The 20,266-nt window shown below is 46.5% G+C and carries 14 protein-coding genes and 1 pseudogene; 2 read left to right on the top strand and 13 right to left on the bottom strand.

The genetic code is table 11. The annotated features are described in order from the left end of the window. Positions 1–93 precede the first annotated feature (93 nt). Positions 94–2,049 carry a collagen-like protein gene (locus tag AC27IJ_RS24320; RefSeq protein WP_487151155.1) on the bottom strand — a complete coding sequence of 652 codons (1,956 nt, stop codon included), beginning with the start codon at positions 2,047–2,049 and terminating at the stop codon, positions 94–96. Between the two features lie 377 nt (positions 2,050–2,426). Here AC27IJ_RS24320 and AC27IJ_RS24315 point away from each other — a divergent pair, with 377 nt between their 5' ends. Further along, positions 2,427–3,062 (top strand): peroxiredoxin, encoded by a 636-nt coding sequence (locus AC27IJ_RS24315; RefSeq protein ID WP_487151153.1) that lies wholly within the window; start codon positions 2,427–2,429, stop codon positions 3,060–3,062. 72 nt (positions 3,063–3,134) lie between these two features. On the opposite strand, the gene AC27IJ_RS24310 is transcribed toward AC27IJ_RS24315, so the two are convergent. The 10 genes and pseudogenes from AC27IJ_RS24310 to AC27IJ_RS24265 all read right to left on the bottom strand — a co-directional run bounded on the left by AC27IJ_RS24310 (position 3,135) and on the right by AC27IJ_RS24265 (position 15,448). Next, positions 3,135–4,331 (bottom strand): dicarboxylate/amino acid:cation symporter, encoded by a 1,197-nt coding sequence (locus tag AC27IJ_RS24310; RefSeq protein WP_025230137.1) that lies wholly within the window; start codon positions 4,329–4,331, stop codon positions 3,135–3,137. A gap of 2 nt (positions 4,332–4,333) precedes the next feature. Further along, positions 4,334–5,048: pseudogene (locus AC27IJ_RS24305) on the bottom strand (L-serine ammonia-lyase, iron-sulfur-dependent, subunit alpha); the annotation flags it as partial. Between the two features lie 226 nt (positions 5,049–5,274). Beyond that, positions 5,275–6,714, bottom strand: coding sequence for a carbon starvation CstA family protein (locus tag AC27IJ_RS24300; protein WP_313256684.1), 1,440 nt, complete (start codon positions 6,712–6,714; stop codon positions 5,275–5,277). 145 nt (positions 6,715–6,859) lie between these two features. Beyond that, positions 6,860–7,603 carry a LytR/AlgR family response regulator transcription factor gene (locus tag AC27IJ_RS24295; protein WP_312441287.1) on the bottom strand — a complete coding sequence of 248 codons (744 nt, stop codon included), beginning with the start codon at positions 7,601–7,603 and terminating at the stop codon, positions 6,860–6,862. Then, positions 7,600–9,348, bottom strand: a complete 1,749-nt coding sequence (locus AC27IJ_RS24290; RefSeq protein WP_487151150.1) for a LytS/YhcK type 5TM receptor domain-containing protein — start codon at positions 9,346–9,348, stop codon at positions 7,600–7,602. Before AC27IJ_RS24290 ends, AC27IJ_RS24295 begins: the two co-directional genes overlap by 4 nt. 133 nt (positions 9,349–9,481) lie before the next feature. After that, a complete protein-coding gene (locus AC27IJ_RS24285; protein WP_487151148.1) occupies positions 9,482–10,516 on the bottom strand; it encodes a LacI family DNA-binding transcriptional regulator in 1,035 nt (344 codons plus the stop codon). A 22-nt stretch (positions 10,517–10,538) separates the two neighbouring features. Beyond that, positions 10,539–12,017, bottom strand: a complete 1,479-nt coding sequence (gene malQ, locus AC27IJ_RS24280) for a 4-alpha-glucanotransferase (RefSeq protein ID WP_487151146.1) — start codon at positions 12,015–12,017, stop codon at positions 10,539–10,541. A 127-nt stretch (positions 12,018–12,144) separates the two neighbouring features. Further along, positions 12,145–13,014: a carbohydrate ABC transporter permease gene (locus AC27IJ_RS24275; RefSeq protein ID WP_487151144.1), complete on the bottom strand. Its 870-nt coding sequence runs from the start codon at positions 13,012–13,014 to the stop codon at positions 12,145–12,147. Beyond that, positions 13,014–13,856 (bottom strand): carbohydrate ABC transporter permease, encoded by an 843-nt coding sequence (locus AC27IJ_RS24270; RefSeq protein WP_312441280.1) that lies wholly within the window; start codon positions 13,854–13,856, stop codon positions 13,014–13,016. Before AC27IJ_RS24270 ends, AC27IJ_RS24275 begins: the two co-directional genes overlap by 1 nt. A gap of 194 nt (positions 13,857–14,050) precedes the next feature. Continuing rightward, on the bottom strand, positions 14,051–15,448 hold the full coding sequence (locus tag AC27IJ_RS24265; RefSeq protein ID WP_312441279.1) for an ABC transporter substrate-binding protein: 1,398 nt from the start codon (positions 15,446–15,448) through the stop codon (positions 14,051–14,053). Positions 15,449–15,915: 467 nt separating this feature from the next. On the opposite strand from AC27IJ_RS24265, the gene AC27IJ_RS24260 reads away from it, so the two are divergent. After that, complete coding sequence (locus AC27IJ_RS24260) at positions 15,916–16,668, top strand: SIMPL domain-containing protein (RefSeq protein WP_312441278.1); 753 nt, start codon at positions 15,916–15,918, stop codon at positions 16,666–16,668. 200 nt (positions 16,669–16,868) lie between these two features. Here the strand turns inward: AC27IJ_RS24260 and AC27IJ_RS24255 are convergent, their stop codons facing one another. Both AC27IJ_RS24255 and glgB read right to left on the bottom strand, forming a co-directional pair. Next, on the bottom strand, positions 16,869–17,780 hold the full coding sequence (locus tag AC27IJ_RS24255) for a mechanosensitive ion channel family protein (RefSeq protein WP_312502543.1): 912 nt from the start codon (positions 17,778–17,780) through the stop codon (positions 16,869–16,871). Positions 17,781–17,851: 71 nt separating this feature from the next. Further along, positions 17,852–20,185, bottom strand: coding sequence for a 1,4-alpha-glucan branching protein GlgB (gene glgB, locus AC27IJ_RS24250; RefSeq protein WP_487151140.1), 2,334 nt, complete (start codon positions 20,183–20,185; stop codon positions 17,852–17,854). Positions 20,186–20,266 lie beyond the last annotated feature (81 nt).

Below are 20,266 nucleotides of genomic sequence, written 5' to 3'. Positions count from 1 at the left end.
AGCTTTAACAAAGTCTTTGATGAGGTCATTGATGAAGCCTTTAATAAATCCATTGGCAAAGCGTTTGGGAGATGCCTCCCGCTTTGTATGCCGCTAAAGATTTGTCATGTCCATAGCTCCGACGCAGGGAGCGGGAATGACCTGTATGGATGTTCCATTTGGATTTAAGATTAGTACTCCATTGCTATAGGTTGATTCATATACATTTCCGGTCTCAGGGTTGACCGTTGCCCCGCCCGGAAGCCCTCCGTTATATTGGAACGGACCAAAAAGATTAAGCAGGTTTCCGTTCTCATCAAATAGCATCGAAGATCCGCTGTAATTGCTTCCGTTTACAGTAACTTGATGATTAACAGGGTCTACGGTTAAATCAGCATTATACAGGCTCGTTGCCGGAAAAGCCTGTTGAGTTAAAATTGTGTTGGTGTTTCCGTCCAAAGTGGTCAACAGTCCCAGGTTGCTTGGCTCAGTAGAATTAGGATTATGGCTCAGGATATAGACTCTGTTTGTGACTGGGTCTACCGCTACTTTTTGCAGTTCCGTAAATCCAGTAAGTGTTTGAACTATCTGGTTTGTGGAAGCGTCAATTACCTGTACATCGCCTGAGGCTGCTTCGGCAACATAGACCAGATTGGTAGTCGGATTCACTGCTATGCTGGTCGCCGGCGACGCCAATGGGATTTGTGTGATTAACTGATTGGTGGCGCCGTTGATGACATTTAGAACGTCACCGCTATCTCCGACATAAACGAGGTTTGTATCGGTATTTATAGCAGGAGAGCCTTCGAAGGTTCCCGGTATGGTAGCAATAATTTGGTTAGTGAAAAGATCAATCACCTGAATTGAGCCATCTTGTTCTGTGACATATGCAGTTTTAGTAACTTGATTGATCGTTATCTTCTGTGGTGTTGAGCTCAGTTGAATGGAACCCAGTTCTTTTCCGGAGGCTCCACTCCAAATATCAATTGTGCCATTGCATTGGTTGACCGTATAGAGGTTGGCGTTTGATGGTTCATTATTTACGGCAGTTCCTCCAGCCGGTCCGGTTGGTCCTGTTGGTCCTTCTATTCCCTGCGGTCCGGTTGGGCCAGTTGCTCCGGTAAGTCCGGTGGGACCAGTCGGACCAGTTGCTCCGGTGAGTCCTATGGGGCCAGTAGGTCCGGTCGGACCAGTCGGGCCAGTTGCTCCGGTGAGCCCGGTGGGGCCAGTCGGGCCGGTTGCTCCTGCAGCTCCGGTCGGGCCAGTCGGGCCAGTTGCTCCTGCAAGACCACTAGGTCCGGTCGGGCCGGTTGCTCCGACAGCTCCGGTCGGGCCAGTAGGACCAGTCGCTCCGGTAAGTCCTATAGGGCCGGTCGGGCCGGTTGCTCCGACAGCTCCGGTCGGGCCAGTAGGACCAGTCGCTCCGGTAAGTCCTATGGGGCCGGTCGGGCCAGTTGCTCCAGCAAGACCGCTAGGTCCAGTCGGGCCGGTCGGACCAGTTGCTCCAGCAAGACCACTAGGTCCGGTCGGGCCGGTTGCTCCGGCGGCTCCAGTCGAGCCAGTCGGGCCAGTTGCTCCGGTAAGTCCTATGGGGCCGGTCGGGCCGGTTGCTCCGACAGCTCCGGTCGGGCCAGTCGGACCAGTCGGGCCTGCAAGACCACTAGGTCCGGTCGGGCCGGTTGCTCCGGCGGCTCCAGTCGGGCCAGTCGGGCCAGTTGCTCCAGCAAGACCGCTAGGTCCAGTCGGGCCGGTCGGACCAGTCGGGCCCTGAGATCCTTGGGCGCCAGTTGCACCAGTTGGTCCAGTAGGTCCTTGTAGTCCCATCGGTCCCCGGGCACCAGTCGGGCCAGTCGGACCAATAAATCCCCGTGGTCCCATTGGTCCCATCGGTCCAACAGGTCCTTGTAGTCCCATCGGTCCTTGAGCGCCAGTTGCTCCGGTTGGTCCAGTAGGTCCGGTAGGCCCTGGTACACCTTGTGGTCCTGTTGGTCCCACGCAGCATCTACAGCCTTGCGATTTATCAAAACAGCAATTTTCATTATGACTCCTACAATTACAAAAATTACTCATTAAAATATCCTCCTATAATGGTGCAAATTATACTTTTATACTTATAAACCATCTGTATAAATTTAAAGTATAAATTTAAGGTATAAATATAAAGAGCTTTTCCTCTCTTTATATATTAATATATGCATTCCCTCTCTCTTCGATAAGACAGATCCCTTTCATGAACGGATCTCAGTTCCACTCATTCGTTTCCTTCTCTCTTCGATAAGGCCGATCCCACTCATGAACGGAACTCAGTTCTGCTCACACGCTTCCCTCCCTTCGATAAGGCCGATCCATTCATGAACGTTACCTAGATAAATGATAATTCTCTATGACTTCATATTTTTTTACACTTATTATATGAGCCAGATTCGCTCCCCAAGTGTTACCAGCACTTGTTTGATGGACTGTGTTTTTATCTATCCGAAATGTTAGGTATAAAAAAGAGACCTAACATTTTTTTAGGTCTCTTTCACTCTTTTCTATATTTTCCATCCGTAAGCAATGTATTTACGCCTGTATGCACGACCGAATTTATCGCTTTTGCACAGGCGAACGACCAGTTTGAAGCATTAAATGCAAAACTGATAGGTTTAAGCATAGACAGTAACCCTTCCCATCTGGCATGGGTAAATCAGATCCGTTTATTAACCGGCGTTCAAATTCCGTTTCCAGTCATCGCCGACCGTATGGCTGAAGTTGCAAACCTTTATGGAATGATTGCCCCGGATGTTAATAAGCAGGAAACCGTTCGAAATGTTTTTTTCATTGACCCGAATCAGATCATACGCGCAATCCTGGTTTATCCTCTAACAAACGGCAGAAACATTTCTGAAATACGTCTGTTAACTGCTCTTCAGACAACAGACAAATGCGGTGTAGTAACTCCTGCAAACTGGATGCCTGGCAATTCTGTAATGGTACCTCCGCCTGGTACTTATAGTCAATCGTTGGAGCGGCTCAATGAAACCGGAACATCGGAACTAAATTGTATTGATTGGTTCTGGTGCTATAAAAATGAGCCTTGTTAATTATGCTGTAAAATAGTTCAAATACCCCCTGCAGCCAGGAAACGGCTGAAGGGGGTATTTTATGAATTGTTTTTATGAAATTCCTGATTCTATTTTTTCTCTTTTTATTCCATGCTTTTCAGCGAATCCGGTCAGAATCATGGTCAATGCACCGTCACCGGTTACGTTGCAAGCTGTGCCGAAGCTGTCCTGCAATGCGAAAATGGTCAGCATAAGGGCTGTTCCTGTTTCACTGAAGCCTAAAACTCCTGTTATAAGACCAAGAGATGCCATAACTGTTCCTCCTGGAACGCCCGGGGCACCAATGGCAAATACACCTAATAAAACGCAGAACAATACCATGGTTCCGTAGGATGGAAAGGCTCCGTATAGTATTTTTGAGACAGTCATTACAAAGAATACCTCTGTTAAAACGGAGCCGCACAGATGAATGTTGGCAAACAGCGGAATGCCGAAATCCACCATATCATCACGTAAAGTAGGCTGAGACTTTTTTGCACAGCGGAGTGCCACGGCCAGGGTAGCGGCCGATGACATAGTACCTACGGCGGTGATATAAGCAGGTCCGTAATTTCTGATGACATCCATAGGATTCTTCCCGGAATAAATACCGCCGATTGCATAAAGCAGTGCCAGCCAGATAAAATGGCCTATCATGACGATAAGGACAACCTGAAAGAATACTGGAAGCTGCTTGGTAATGGTTCCCTCGTAGGAGAGGGCACAAAAGGTAAATGCGATGAATACAGGCAGCATAGGGATAACAATTTTTGTTACAATGGAAAGCACGATTTCCTGAAATTCTTCCAATGCTTCGGTAATTACCTTTGCCTTTGTCCAGGTTGCGGCCAGACCCAGGAGCAGGGAAAATACCAATGCGCTCATTACCGGCATGATCTGCGGAATATCCAGCTGGAACACGATTCCAGGAAGTTCCTTGAGTCCGTCTACATCGGTAGCGATGGACAGATGGGGAATCATGATATAGCCGGCCGTCATTGCGAAAAATGCCGCCCCAATGGAAGATATATATGCAACGGTAACTGCTACGCCCAGCATTTTGGAAGCATTATTACCCAGCCTTGTGATCGAAGGAGCGATAAAGCCAATGATAATGAGAGGAACACAGAATGTAATAACCTGATTTAATATGTATTTCACTGTCACGACAAAATTCATGACATGTTCGCCTGCTACCTGTCCAATCAGAATCCCCAGAACTACCCCCAGAAGTAATTTAAAAGGTAAACTACTTATTATTTTTTTCATACCTATTCTCCTATCATGATTTTAATAATTTCCTCGTTGGTTTCCTTCATACCCTCTTTCCCCAATCTACCAACATTTTTATGCCTCCACACCTTTGGTAACGATGCCGTCACCATCAAGAAGCTGCTGCCCCTGCATGTACATGCTGTAACCGAAAATACCGGCATCAATGGAAGAAGCGATCTTTGCTGCACAGGAGGCCTTTGCCCCATCGCATACAATACCTGATATAATTGCAAGTGCATTAACCATCGTATGTATGACTTCCTTATAGCCCCCTCCGCATAAATAAGCAATAGCTAAAGCCCTTCCTCGGCAATGGCCCAAAATGTTTCCGTCTTTCTCAATGAGAACGATATTGGTATGGAAATTGGCAATGCGAACTTTACTGTAAGAAGAGTCTTTATACAGAGTGACTATAATGTCAAAGGTAAGTCCGCTTTTAATGTGTTCTATCCTGACCTCCGTTCCTTCCATAAATTCTTTCATCTGCATGATCTGTTCCTGCGTTACTGCCCCAATGACCTCCAGCTCTTTCTCTGGCTTCCCTGCCACGCTACCGGCTGTCACTACAGCAGGAATTCCCTTTAAATGGCCTGTGTTAGGAACAATCACAGATTTCACATTTTTTATGATGCTTCCACTTACCCCTACTACCACTCTGTCTGGCATTTCCCCCAGCGTTCTCCTTGCTACGGCAGCAGCATAGGCCAAAGCGTTTTCTAAGTAACTTTAATGTACCATAAAAACATATGTATGTATAATTTAATTATTTTATGATAATGTTTAAAATTTATAAATCAACAGAAGAAAGGGTAAGTTATAAGAGGGCTATCTGGAGTCTTTCTACTTAACATTAAAAAGAGAGCTTATTCAAGATGCAAATTTCTCTGCTCTTAAATAAGCTCATATGGAATTATTAATTCTCTAACCCCTTAAAAGATTATGCCGTGGCCTTTTCCTCTTCTGAGGCATTGGAAGTATCTTTGCCTTTGCCAAGAATACAGGTATAAACGAATACTCCAAAGCATACCGCTGCAAACAGGATGCCTGCCGGATAAGCAATGCCGGTGGAAAGCTGGAACCCTTCTTTCGCGATCAGAATGTAAGTGAAGGATACTGCGGACATAAAAGTTGCCGGAAGTACTGTGATCCAGTAAAAACGTTTCCTCTGGTATAAATATACGCTTGCGGACCAGAGCGCAATCATGGCCAGGGTCTGGTTGCTCCAGGAGAAGTACCTCCATACAATCTGTACATCAAACTGAGTCAGAACGGAGCCGACTGCAAGAAGAGGAATGGTAAGAATCAGCCGGTTTTTTACAGGCTTCTGGTCCATCTGGAACCAGTCGGCCAGCGTCAGCCTGGCACTTCTATAAGCGGTATCTGCTGAAGAAATGGGACAGGCAATGACTCCGATCATGGCGATGACCGCACCCACAGGCCCCAAAAGTTTGAAGCAGATTTCATAGACCACGCTGGATTGTCCGTTTCCCAGTGCAGTTAAAAGACCACCGGTACCGTCGTAAAATGCAACACCTGCAGCCGCCCAGATCAGAGCGATCACACCTTCTGCCACCATTGCACCGTAAAATACCTTACGGCCATCATTTTCATTGGTAAGGCAGCGTGCCATAAGCGGAGACTGGGTTGCATGAAAGCCGGAAATAGCACCGCATGCAACAGATATGAACATGGTCGGCCAGATGGGAGTTTCTGACGGATGAAGGTTTGACAAGGTGATCTCAGGAATATGGTAACCTTTAAAAAGAATGGCACCTCCTACCCCCAGCGCCATAACAATCAGACAAATGCCGAAAAACGGGTAGATCTTGCCGATGACCTTGTCGATAGGGACAAATGTCGCAATAAAATAGTAAATCAATACTACAGCAAGCCAAAACCGAGAATCAAGTATATCCGGTGTCAGCATGGCTAAAAGATTTGCGGGACCGGTTGAAAAGGCAACCCCAACCAGAACCAGAAGGATCACGGAGAACACCCGCATGACCTGCTTCATGGTATTTCCCAAGTATGTACCCGTAAGCTCAGAAACACTGGCTCCTTTATGGCGCATGGACATCATGCCCACCATATAATCATGGATGCCTCCTCCAAAAAGGGTGCCAAGGGTGATCCACAGGAATACGCTGGGCCCCCAGCAGGCTCCGGCCAGAGCACCGAAAATTGGCCCAAGACCTGCAATGTTTAAAAGCTGGATCAGGAAAATCCTGGGTGTTCCCATTGGTACATAATCACTCCCGTCTGTCATAGTCAGAGCAGGGGGCTTTCTGTCATCCGGGCCGAAAACCTTTTCAGCCACCTTGCTGTAGGTTAAGAATCCGATGATCAGCAGTGCCAGACACGCAAAGAAACTTATCATATTCATACCTCCTGTAAAATATTATGAAAACCATTCCTATTACCGATTATACAATAATATGTACAAAAATAAATGATATTTGCATGAACGTAAGTGCTAAATGCACAAAAAGCAGAATGGCTGTCATAAACCGGATGGAAGTATTTTATATTCCGATAAGCTGTCTTAAATGTTTGACCTTTTCCCTGCCTACAGGAAGGATATTTTGTTCAAAACCCTGCATCTTAACCGCCATACTGTTGCCGGCCCAGGGAAACATTTCTGCGATGTAGTTTAAATTTACCAGATAGCTCTTATGGATACGGCAGAAGCTGTAGGGCACCAGACGTTTTTCGTATTCTCCCAGCAGCTGGTTTTCCGTGTAATCCTTTGAGACGGTATGTATGATACAGCTTCTTAGGCAGGTTTCAATATAAACGATCTGGCTGATGTCCAGCAGTGTGATAGTACGGTTCACGCAGATTGGCATCCGGTTGGCTGGAAAAGGCGGGAACCTGTCTTCCAACTGGATTTTTTCTTTTTGCAACCTGGCCAGATCCCGGCTGCATTTTTCAAGGACCAGCCGTACTCTTTCCGGATCAAAGGGTTTAAGGATATAATTACTTACCCCCAGTTCAAATGCCTTCACCGCATATTGGGAGTAGGCCGTAGCAAAAACAATCTGTGCCTCCGGCAGCATGCACTTTACTGCCGATGCCAGTGTAGTTCCTTCCATGTCATTTAAGTTAATGTCCAAAAACAGAAGATCAAAGGACTGGTCCTCAAGAAGTTCCAGAGCTGCTGCTCCGCTGCCGGCCTCTTTTATCAGACTGTCCGGCAAAATAGATAAAATCTGATGAATCAGCTCTTTTCGGGCAGGACGCTCGTCATCGATCACTGCAATTTTCATGATGATTCCTCCTTTCCATTGTTCTTATGACTTATGGTTGCAGCAAGCTCTTCCACATACCTGGATTCTGAAACCGCCGCTGGGATTAGAAAATAGACCTTGGAGCCATTCTCCGAGCTATGTATGTGAAGTCCGTTCTCCTGCCCGTAGATGCTCATTAACCGCTTATGGACGTTCTCCAGGCCCACCCCCCCATAGCTCTGTCCTGCATACAGCCTTGTAAGAATTTCCTGGGGAAATCCCGTTCCATTGTCGGAAACCGCTATTTCGATCTGGTCGCTGTTTGCATGGGCCTGAATGGACACCAGACGGTTTCCCATTTGATCAGCACCGTAACGAACGGCATTTTCCACCAGCGGCTGAAGAATAAAGGCGGGAACCATACAGTTTAAGTCCTCCTTAATGTTGATTTCCACACATAGTTTTTCTTCAAACCTCGCTTTTTCAAGATCCAGATAGCTTGAGATGTGATAAAGTTCCGTATGCAGATTCAGCATATACTGGTCATTTTCCAGGGTCTGCCGGTAGTAGGTAGAGAGGGAGCGGAGAAGTTCCCTTGCCCTGTCCGGGTTCTCCCGGCTGACGTAAGAAATTGTATTGAGCGCATTGTATAAAAAATGTGGGTTTACCTGGGACTGCAAGGCCTTAAACTCCGCCTTGCGCCGCAGCTTTTTCTGGTATTCCAGATAAGAAAGCTCCAGCTGAGTGGAGAAAAGCCTGGCCAGTTCAGAAGCAAGACTTAAGTCAGATCGTGAATTATGCCAATGCTTTTTGACCACCATAGTCAGGCTGCCGATAATATGATCCATTTCGATCAGGGGAGCGGCCACAATCATGTGGTTTTTTAATATGGGATAAAAGGGATCGTCTTTTTCTGCATAATCAAAAATAGTGGAATTCCGGTCATGTAAAGATGCAAGAATAGGAGCCAGGATGGAATCTCCTTTTAAGGCGCATAACCCTGCATCGGATTTCATAGCCAGAATCTTACGGTTATCCGTGAGCAATATAGCGGCACAGGACGTGGAGCGGTAAATAATTTCCGTGGCAGCCTCCATATCCTCTGTACTGTATAAGCCCTTACGCAGATGGGGCAGGCTTTGCTCCACAATTCCCAGAGCAAGGCGCATTTTTTCCGCAAACTGGCTGTCTTCCTCCATAAATACCATGTTAAAGGTTCCTAAAAAGATGATCATGCCCAGGGCATTCATGATGATCATTGGAAATGCGATCACCTTCACCAGCTGTATAGCCGCCGGAAAAGGCCTCGAGATCAGGAGGATAATTGCCATCTGTCCCGTTTCGACAATCGCGGTAAGCAGAAAGATTCCGGCACTGTCTATTTTTCTCATTTTAAAACGGCGGGAGAAAATACAGCCTGCAAGGCCTTCCATTAGAGTAGATAAGGCACAGGAAACGGCTGTAAATCCGCCAATATCAAAAAAGTAGCGGTGCAGCCCTCCGATCAGGGCCGCCCCCATACCGACCCAGGGCCCCCCTAACAGGCCGGCCGCTAATACGCCGATCACACGGGTGTTAACAATGGCTCCCTGTTCATGCACTCCCGTATAGGTGGAAATAATGCTGACGAGACCGAATATGGCTGCCAGGGCTGCCGTGCATCCGGCAGAATTTTTATCATACAAAAGCATGCTGCGTACGATGGGTATTTTGGTCAGCAAAGTGGCGATGAGCACCAGGAGGCCAATATTTAACAGGAGACTGAAAAACATGGTATCAGGCATGGAAAATCCCTCCTTGATCAAATGTGAGATATAATAAAATTATATCAAATAATAAGTAAAAATGCAGCACAATTGACAAATTTACTCATAATCTTGCATTTAATCTGGAGGGATTGCTTATTGATATGGAAAATTATTTTACTCTTCTTGTAGACTCTCCTTCTACCAGCTCGGCCCTAAAAACCTTTTTCTGATGCTCTGCCTTATTCTTGATCACATCAAATAAGATCTTGATGGTGGCCTTTGCCATCTCTTCCACCGGCTGGCGGATGGTGGTGATGGACGGGTTATAATAGCGGGCAATATCAAGACCGTCATAACCGGCCATACAATAATCTTCCGGTATCCGCATGCCATGCTCAAAGATGGCTTTGCAGGCACCGATGGCAATGCTGTCTGAGATCGCATAAACAGCCGTAAATTCCGGCTTTTCATTCAGAACACGGTTCATCATCCGGTACCCGTTGTCCATGGTATAGCATTCCTCACATTCCTCTGAAAATATGATCAGAGATGGGGAAGGGGTGATGCCGTTATCTGAAAGAGCCTTCTTGTATCCTTCCAGACGGAGGCGGCCGATGCTCTCATCATCAGAAGGAGCGGTCAGGATAAGGATTTTTTCATGACCAAGTTTACATAAGTAATCCGTCATTTTGTAGCTTTCCGCGTAGTCATCTACGGATACGCAGGAAAAATCAGGAGATTCGCCCAAGTACTCTGTCATTCCGATGGTACTTAACACATAAGGAACGGTTAGCTGTTCCAGCTCTTCTCTGCTGTGGGAAAAATATCCTCCAAGGAACACGATTCCCCTTGGCTTCTTTTCCTTGATCAGTTCCAAAGCCACATCAACCTCGTCCTCCTGCTCATCGACCCTCTGCAGGATGAATGAGTATTTCTTTTTCTGGATCTCCTCCTCGAAGATACGGATCATCTTGCTGAAAAAGGGATTGCCGATACCCTTGATCAGCACCGCAATAGCCCTGGAATCGGTACGTTTTAAATTCCGCGCGCTGTTATTGGGAATATAGTTGTTTTCCTTAATCACCTGCATGATCATGTTCTTTGTCTCTGGATTGATATCCGGATGGTTATTGATGGCCCGGGATACGGTACTCACACCTACCCCGCACAATCTGGCTATATCCTTTATATTAATGGAGTCCATCAGAAATACTCATCTCCTTTCGTCACGCCCTGCCGTAAAGCCTGGCAATTTTTCTGCATTTTTCCGCAAGCTCTTCTGTTATTTCCCCGGAAACCATACGCCATCTCCAGTTTTTCCCCAGGGTGGAGGGCACATTGATCCTGGCCTCCCCGCAAAGACCCAGATAATCCTGAACCGGTATCACCGCCAGTCTGGCAACACTTGCAAGGGCCAGACGGACAAAATCCCAGTGGATCTCTTCTCTCGGCGTTCTTTCGTTATTCATATAGTCAATGGAAAGCTGGCGGTCCTCCGGGGACAAGTCTTCATACCAGCCCCTGATGGTATTATTGTCATGGGTTCCCGTATATACCACGCAGTTCTGCGTATAGTTATGAGGCAGATAATCGCTTTCCTCTCTGGAGTCAAATGCAAATTCCAGCACTTTCATCCCTGGGAAGCCTGTATTCTTAACCAGTTCTAAAACCGATGGGGTCAAAAAGCCAAGGTCCTCCGCTATGATATCCAGTATCCCGAATTTCTCCCGCATCTTGTTGAAGATATCAATTCCAGGGCCTTTTTCCCAGGCACCATGAACGGCATTCTCACTTCCTGCAGGAATGGAATAATACTCATCAAAGCCGCGGAAATGATCCACCCTCACCACATCGTAAAGGCGGAAGCTGTATTCCATTCGCTTCATCCACCATTCATAGCCCGTTTGTCCATGGTAATCCCAGCGGTAAAGGGGATTTCCCCATAACTGCCCGGTGGCGGAAAATCCGTCCGGCGGACAGCCTGCGACCGCAACAGGCTCACAGTTTTCATCAAACTGGAACAGCTCCGGATGAAACCAGGAATCCGCACTGTCAAATGCCACATATATAGGAATGTCTCCGATGATCCTGATGCCCTGTTCTCCTGCATAGGACTTTAACCGGCTCCACTGCTCCTCAAATTTTATCTGAAGGAAGCCATAAAATCCGATCTCATTTAACAGCTCCTTTTCATACCTGGAAACTGCATCTTCTCTTCTGAGGCGGATATCCTCATCCCAGCAGATCCAGCTTTTTCCTTTAAAATGATCCTTAACTGCCATGTAAAAACAGTAGCCGGCTGTTTCTTCCCCAAGAAGCTTCCCCGGCTCATCTGACGTATGTCCCTGCTCCTTCCACCGTCCATAAGCCTTTCTTAACAGGGGAAAACGGTTATAATACATTTTCTCATAGTCAATATCTCCCGGATCATCTCCAAAATCCACGGCCTCGCATTCTGCTAAAGTAAGCAGTCCCTCAGCAACCAGCTCATCTAAGTCAATAAAATACGGATTTCCCGCAAATGCGGAGAATGACTGGTAAGGAGAATCCCCATAACCTGTGGGCCCCAGAGGCAGTATCTGCCAGTACTGCTGACCTGCTTTTTTTAATAGATCAATAAATTCATATGCCTCTTTTGAAAATGCTCCGATCCCGTATTTTGACGGTAGGCTTGCAACCGGGAGCAACATACCACATTCCCGCATAATCAGTCTCCTTTTTCTGTTTATTTCTGCAAGCAATGAACCAGGTGCAGGGATGCTTGCATTCCTGCATCCGGCGAATGCTGCAGGGGCCAAATACTCCGTAATTTGCTGCGGGATATTTGACTTCCTAGCCCTTTACCGCACCTGCAGCTACGCCCTTTATGATATATTTCTGACAACTTAAATAAAATACAATGATAGGAAAAATCGCCAGAACCAGCATTGCCATCATGGCTCCCATATCAATGGAACCATATCCGCCTTTTAAGTTCTGAATAACCATTGGTATTGTACCTTTTTCCTGGGGAAGAATCAAGCTTGGAAGTAAATAATCGTTCCAGATCCACATGGCATTTAAGATGGCAACGGTCACTGCCGTAGGCCTTAACATGGGGAATACCACATGAAAATAAGTCTGAACGGGGGAACAGCCGTCGATCATAGCCGCCTCTTCGATTTCAAGGGGAATGGCCTTAACAAAACCGCAGAATAAAAATACCGCCTGCCCGGCGCCAAAGCCCAGGTAAAGAAGCACAAGGCCGTACATGGAGTTTAAATACAAGTCATTTGCTGTCTTTGACATGGTGAACATGACCATCTGGAACGGCACGATCATGGCAAATACGAAGACGTAGTATAAAATGTTTGTAAATGCGGATTTCACTCTGGTTAAAAACCAGGCCGTCATGGAGGTGAACAGGATGATCACTGCCACAGAGGTTACCGTAATAAACAGGGACCTGCCAAATGCCGGGAAAAGCCCTGTTTTCCGGATGCCTTCCGCATAGTTGGTAAGCCCCACATAGGTGCCTGCCTTTGGAAGCTGAAACGGTGCATCGCTGATAAACAGCTTGCTCTTAAAGGAGTTTATGAAAACCAGGACAATGGGGAACAAAAATGTCAGGGAAAGAACTGCCAAAGCGGCCGTTAAAAATGCTCCTGTGGTTTTTCCTACTTCCATCTGCTGAATTTCTGTATTTCTTCCCTTTCTGCTCATCAGTTCTCCACCTCCTTACGCCTTGTTAATGAAAGCTGGGTCAGGGATATGACCGCAACCATAAGAAAGAACACCGTGGCCTTTGCCTGGCCCACCCCTTCCCAGCCAACTCTGCCGTAAAAGGTATTGTAAATATCAAGGGCCAGCATGCTGGTCTGCCTTCCCGGTCCGCCTGCCGTCAGCGCAAGGTTCTGGTCAAACAGCTTAAAGGAATTTGTCAGGGTCAGAAACAGACAGATGGTAAAAGACGGCATGACCATGGGGATCATGATGCGTTTTAATATCTGGAATCCGGTAGCCCCGTCGATCCTGGCGGCCTCAATCAGTTCTCCAGGAACATTTTGAAGTCCGGCAATGTAAATGATCATCATATACCCGATCAGCTGCCAGTTCATTAAGATCACCAGACCCCAAAAGCCGTACTTGGCACTAAAAGAAAGGGTAACGCCAAACCTTGCAAGAATACCGTTTAACAGAAGCTGCCAGATATAACCCAGCACAATGCCTCCGATTAAGTTGGGCATGAAAAATACGGTCCGGAACAGGTTGGTTCCCTTAATACCTCTTGTGAGGACATAGGCCAGAAGAAACCCCAGGGTATTGATGGTCACCACCGACACAAGGGTGAACTTCACGGTAAATACCAGCGCATTGAGAAAATTCCTGTCCATAAATATTTTCTTATAATTTGAAATCCCCACCCATGACGCATCCTTTACCGTAGTGAATTCCGTAAAGGATAAATAAATGCCCATGATAAACGGGTACAGGAATGCAATGGTAAATGCAGCCAGTGTGGGAAGAACAAATATTGGAAAGTACCGTTTCATTGACTTTTGCATAGCAGATCTCCTTTCTTTATTACTGTCCATGCTTTTTGGACAGGGCCCGCCCCGCTTTATCGGGCGTAAAGATATACCCGCAGGGTATTCAATAATCCCCCGGGTGAGCTGAGGGTAGTTGAATTTCTTATATAAAAATGGGTGAGGCATTTCCCCCGCGCTCACCCATTTCTTTTAAAACTATTTTAATTTTATTATTTTGTCATAGCTTTTTCGTTTGCCCAGTCGGCCTTCATTTCATCCACCACTGCCTTCCATTCCTTGCCTCCCTGAGCATATTCAAGAAGGGATGCTCCGAAGTTATCCTTAAAGGTCTGGCTTGGGAAAGAGGTAAAGTTCCAGGACACAGAATATAAGTCTTTGTTGTTCATATACCGGTCGATCTCCTTTGCCAGAGGATCGGTTGGCTTTTCATCTGCCGCAAAGGTATCAAAAGGAGCGATAAAGCCCAGCTTGTTGGTCACATAATCTTTACCTGTATCAGAAGTGAATAGCCACTCCAGGAAGTCAAGAGATGCCTGCTGGTCCTCTTCCTTTGCCTGGCTGTTGATGGAGAAGAAGTTTTCTGTTCCAATACAAAGTCCCTGTTTCTCCTCACCGTTTACTCCGGTATAGATAGGAAGGAATTTCACATCCTCTTCCTTTACAGTGTTTCCGTCAACACCAGACACCTGTCCCCAGCCCCAGTTACCGTTCTGAACCATGGCAACCTTGCCCAGAGCAAATTCCGCCATGGAATCCTCAACGGTCTTTGCGCCTACCATTTTCGGATCTGTACAGGAGTTGTTAATGTATAAGTCAAAAATATTCTTGTAGTTGTCTGCATACTTAAAGTCAAGAGCATCCTTATCGGATACGTTGTCATCCTTATATTCATAGTAAACCGGAAGGTTTGCCAGATGGGTCTGCCATCTCCAATCCTCGCCAGGAGCAAAGGAAGTGGAAGCAAATACGCCTTCGATTCCAAGATCTGCTTTTCTTGCCTGCATATCTTCTGCAACTGCTTTAAGAGAAGCAAAGCTGTTGATCTCATCCATGGATTTTGCTTTTGCGCCGTCAAGGGCAAAATACTTCTTCATGATGGCATCATTATATATAATTCCATAGCCTTCCACTACGTAAGGAATGCCGTAAACTCCATCTCCATCCTTTACAGCCATATCTTTATCAACCAGATGTCCATAGATTGTGGAATCCTTTAAATCCTTGCAGTATTTTGCCCAGGACTTATAGCCGATAGGTCCGTTGATCTGGAACAGTGTAGGCGGTTCCTTCTTAGCTACTTCTGATTTTAATGTCTGCTCATAAGTGCCTGCTGCCGCTGTCTGAACCTTCATGGGAACGCCGGTTTCCTCTGTATACTTCGACGCAAGCTCCACCCATGTGTCTGCAACCTCCGGCTTAAAATTCAGATAGTAAACCTGGCCTTTGGCTACTGATGTATCACCGGCCTTTGCAGCAGTGGTTTCCGCTGCCTCGGTTTTTTGTTCTGTCCCCGATGTTTCCGCTGCCTTGTTGGAAGAACATCCCATAAGTGTTCCGGCCGCCATTGCTGCAGCCAGGGTAAGTACTGCCAGTTTCTTTAATTTCATAATATCCTCCTTCCGTGCATATGCACCTTCCGGTTGATGGATCGTCCACTCAACCCCCAATTTTTTCCTGCATGCCTCCCATACAGAAACTTGTTGCACCTGCTTGTTCCCAGGCTTTATCTTTCCTGATCATTGGAAACCAGTTTGTTGGTAACGATATCGGTAACGTTTCCAATAACCTTATGGCTATAAGATATCACAATGCACAAAAAAATGCAATAGATTTAGCGAAACTTTCTCTTTTCGTTAATACATTGCATTTTTATTTATTTTTTTATGCACTTTGTACAAGTTATGTCAGCCTATCAGCATTTTCCCATCATTTTTTAATCTTTATGCCTATTTTTTCCATTGTCATATTTTCGTAAATAAAACCTAGGAAATTCGACCTGGAATGTTAAGAGAAAAGAAATACTAATTCCTCATTTTTCCTGTAGAATATAAAATATGAAAAGGAGGAAATATTTATGAGAAAAATGAATAAGCCATTGGCGGCCGCTCTCGTTGCCGCAACCGTACTAAGCATGACCGCATGTGCCCAGACAGGAACCGCTTCCGTTCCCGGGACCAATGTGACTACCATTAGCAATAAGGAAACCAATACCATACAGGTAAGCAGCACAGAGGGATTAAAGGTAGTTCCCGATATGGCCCAGGTTAATTTTGCAGTGCTCACCCAGGCCGGAGATCCCAAAACCTGCCAGGAAAAAAACAGTGGAGATACGAGCAGCGTCATAGCATTTTTAAAGAATTCCGGCATTGACGAAAAATCTATCCAGACCTCCAGCTATGGCCTTGAGCCGATCTATGACTGGAGCAACTCCACCCAACAGATCACCGGATATCAGATGCGCACAAGCATAACCTTATCCGACCTTCCCCTTGACCAGGTGAGTGCGATTCTTTCTTCCAGTGTAGATGCAGGTATTAACTGCATTGACAGCGTAAACTATCTTTCCAGCAAATACGATGAGAATTACAGGGAAGCTCTTAAAAAGGCCGTTGATGCAGCCAAAGTTAAGGCAGAAGCAATTGCAGCCGCCAGCGGAGTTACCCTTGATGGGATCGCTCACATCGAGGAGCTTAATACCTATCCAAATATCAGATACTCTTCCACCGTTGCAAAGGAAGATGCCGCAGCAGGAGCCAAATCCGTAGTTGTGGAACCAGGACAGATCGGCGTAGAAGCCCAGGTGACCGTGACCTTCCGGGTAAAGTAATAAAAGCAGAGGCGTTCCAGTCTAAAGGGACTGCCAAAGATAGATTCATTAATAAATGAAATGCACCAGATGTTAGATAAAAGTATATCTAGCATCTGGTGCATTTCATCATTTATAAAGCTTATTATCTATGCCATCAATAATATCCTAATGCATAAGCGGCAATTGCAGATTCATTCTGGATGGCCCCTTTTTTTGTATCAGGAATGGCGGTCCTCCACCTGCACTTCCAGCCGGCTGCAGGGAATCTCAATTCCGGCCTCTTCTAATCCAATCTTCAACTTTTCTAAAATCTCCCATCTGGCGGGCCAATAATCGTCCAGGGAAGTCCAGCCCCGGCCTCCGATGGTAACGGCATTTTCTGTTAAGTCACTGACAAAAATTTCTATGGGTTCCTCTTTCATGATTCCTTTCTGACTGCGGAAAATGCTTTCTAAAATTTCCTTTGCCTTCTTTAAATCCGAATGATACCCGATCCCCACCAGGACATCCAGCCGCCTCTTATCCATGGCGGTCACATTGGTCAGCGGGGAATTAGAAAGGGTGCCGTTGGGAATGACCACCTGCTTATTATCGCCTGTGTTCAAAATAGTGTACACAAGCCCAATGGTACGAACCGTACCTTCTCCATCCTTGGATACGATATAGTCCCCTACCCGGAACGGCTTCATAAGTAGGATCAGCACCCCGCCTGCGAAATTGGCCAGGCTTCCCTGGACTGCCAGACCAATGGCAATACTTGCGGACCCCAGCAAAGCCACGATGGAAGCCGAATTCACCCCGATCTGCCCTGCTATGATAAAAGCCAGGAGGCAGTACATGACGGCGTTTAAAACGGACAGAAGGAATTTCCTTAGGCTGACCTCCATATCCACTCTCTTAAAGGAGCGGTTCAGCATATGGTAGAGGATCTTAATGATCCTGGAGCCAATGAAAAAAATCACCAGAGCGATTAAAAGCTTTATCCCGAATGCAATCAGCCCGGGGGCCCAGCTCTTTAAGGTTTCCAGCACGGCATTAGGCTTTAGCTGGTTTAAGTTTTCCTGTACCTCCTGCTGGAGATCCGCCAGGGACTCTCCCGGAAGCACACCGGAAACCATATGGAATATCATTTAAAAACCTCCTGATCCTTTTAATTTTTATACGAATGAATCTGCCGGATATGCAGGCATATCCGTTTGATTTATAAATCCTGGGTTGAAAGTTTTTTTCTTTCAGCCTTTGCCTTTTCAGTATATGTGGGCTTCTTGGCCTTCTTCCCTGTCAAATTCGGTTTCATTTTTTCAGGGGTACAGGTAAAGACCATGATACTTAAGGGAGCCACGTTTATTTCTATGGAATCCGGCCTTTCATCCGCCTCCTTTTTCTTAGAGGTTTTTGCCCGTAGATTTACCCGGCCCTGTCCTCCGAAGGCCTTGTCATCACTGTTTAAAATCTCCTTATATTTACCTTCAAAGGGAACTCCTACCGGGTATTTCCCGTGATGCATTGTATCGAAATTACAGAGGAAAAGAAGGGTCTCTTCCTTTTTCTTTGTCTTTCTTAAAAAGCCTACGATGCTGTCCTTGGAAGCCGTACATTCCACCCACTCAAAGCCGTCCGGATCATAATCCAGCTGATACAGGGCCGGCTGGCTCTTATAGAGATGGTTTAAGGCCTTCACGTAATCCTTTGTCTGCTTATGAAGGGGGAATTCAAGGATCTCCCAGTCAAGACTCTTATTTTCATTCCATTCACTGATCTGTGCAAAATCCTGACCCATGAACAGAAGCTTTTTACCGGGATGTCCCATCATAAAGCCGTAGGCAGCCTTTAAATTCGCCGCCTTTTCTTCCAAGTCCTCCCCCGGCATCTTACCTATCATGGAACCCTTTCCATGAACCACCTCGTCGTGAGAGAATACAAGGATAAAATCTTCACTGTAAGCATAGAGCATGCTGGACGTCATCTCTCCATAATGGTGTTTCCTGAAGTAAGGATCAAATTGCATATATCCGGTGAAATCATTCATCCAGCCCATGTTCCATTTATAGTCAAAGCCCAGACCTTCATTTTTTACATCAGCCGTGATCCGGGGCCATGCCGTGGATTCCTCCGCAATCATAACGGCCCCATCCTTTCGGCCCTTGAATATGGAATTCAGATGCTTTAAGAACTCGACAGCTTCCAGATTTTCATGGCCGCCGTAAATATTGGGAATCCATTCTCCCGGGTTTTTGCCGTAATCCAAGTACAGCATGGAAGCCACCGCATCCATACGGATTCCATCCGCATGGTACTTGTCCGCCCAGAAAAGGGCATTGGCGATAAGGAAATTGCTGACGCCTGGCCTGCCGTAATTATAAATCAAAGTTCCCCAATGGGGATGTGCCCCTTGCCTTGGATCCTTATGCTCATAAACACAGGTTCCGTCAAAGCTGGCAAGCCCAAAGCTGTCTCTGGGGAAATGAGCCGGAACCCAGTCTAAAATCACGCCGATACCCTGTTTGTGCATGTAATCCATGAAATACATAAAATCATCCGGCGTACCGTAGCGGCTGGTGGGCGCATAATACCCGGTCACCTGATATCCCCAGGATGCATCAAGGGGATGCTCCATGATGGGAAGGAGTTCCACATGGGTGTAGCCCATATCTTTAACATATTCCGCCAGTTTTTCTGCAATTTCACGGTAATTATAGAATTCGGAGCCAACAACTGCCTCTCCGCTTTCATCAAGCCCCACTTCCTTCCGGAGCCAGGAGCCTAAGTGCACCTCATAAATGGACATGGGATTTTGCTTGGAATCAGTCCCTGCCCTCTTTTTCATCCATTCCTGGTCACTCCAGGAATACTGGTTAATGTCCCAGATAATGGAAGCATTGTCAGGACGGAGCTCACAGTAATTGGCGTAGGGATCGCTTTTAAGCTGGGGTGTCCCGTTCATATGCTTTATCTCATACTTATATATCATTCCTGCCTTTAAGCCGGGAATGAACAATTCAAAAATACCGGAATCCCCAAGCCTCCTCATCTGGTGGCGCCTGCCATCCCACAGGTTAAAGTCCCCTACCACGCTGACACGCATGGCGCAGGGAGCCCACACGGAAAAGTATGCCCCTTCCGCTCCGCATGCAGACATGGGGTGCGCCCCCATTTTTTCATAGATGCTGTAGTGAATTCCGGATTCAAACTTTTTGATATCTTCCGGCCTGTAGAAAGGCGGAAAGGAATAGGGATCCTGACATTCCTCTGACGTTCCATTGTCATAAGTGACCAGCAGGGTATAAGCTGCTGCCGTTTTGCGCGGTATGAGAGCCGCAAAAAAACCGGCTTCATCCGCTAGCTCCATGGGGTATTCCTTACCGCTTTCCCTAAACCGGACAGTCACCGATTCAGCCGTAGGAATAAATGCCTGGATAAGCAGCCCCTGCTCCGTAACGTGCGGACCCAGAATCTCGTGGGGATTCGCTGCTTCTGAATATACAATTTCTTCAATGCCGGCCCAATCCATCAAATCATACAATTTACCATCCATACATGACTCCTCCTGGTCCCTCTTTATGAAAATATTTTATCACCAGGGCCTGTAATTTTCAAGAGTTTACCAGGAAGAGAC

Source organism: Lacrimispora sp. YZC11 (assembly GCF_057543815.1).
This window is presented reverse-complemented; position numbering and strand designations above follow the sequence as displayed.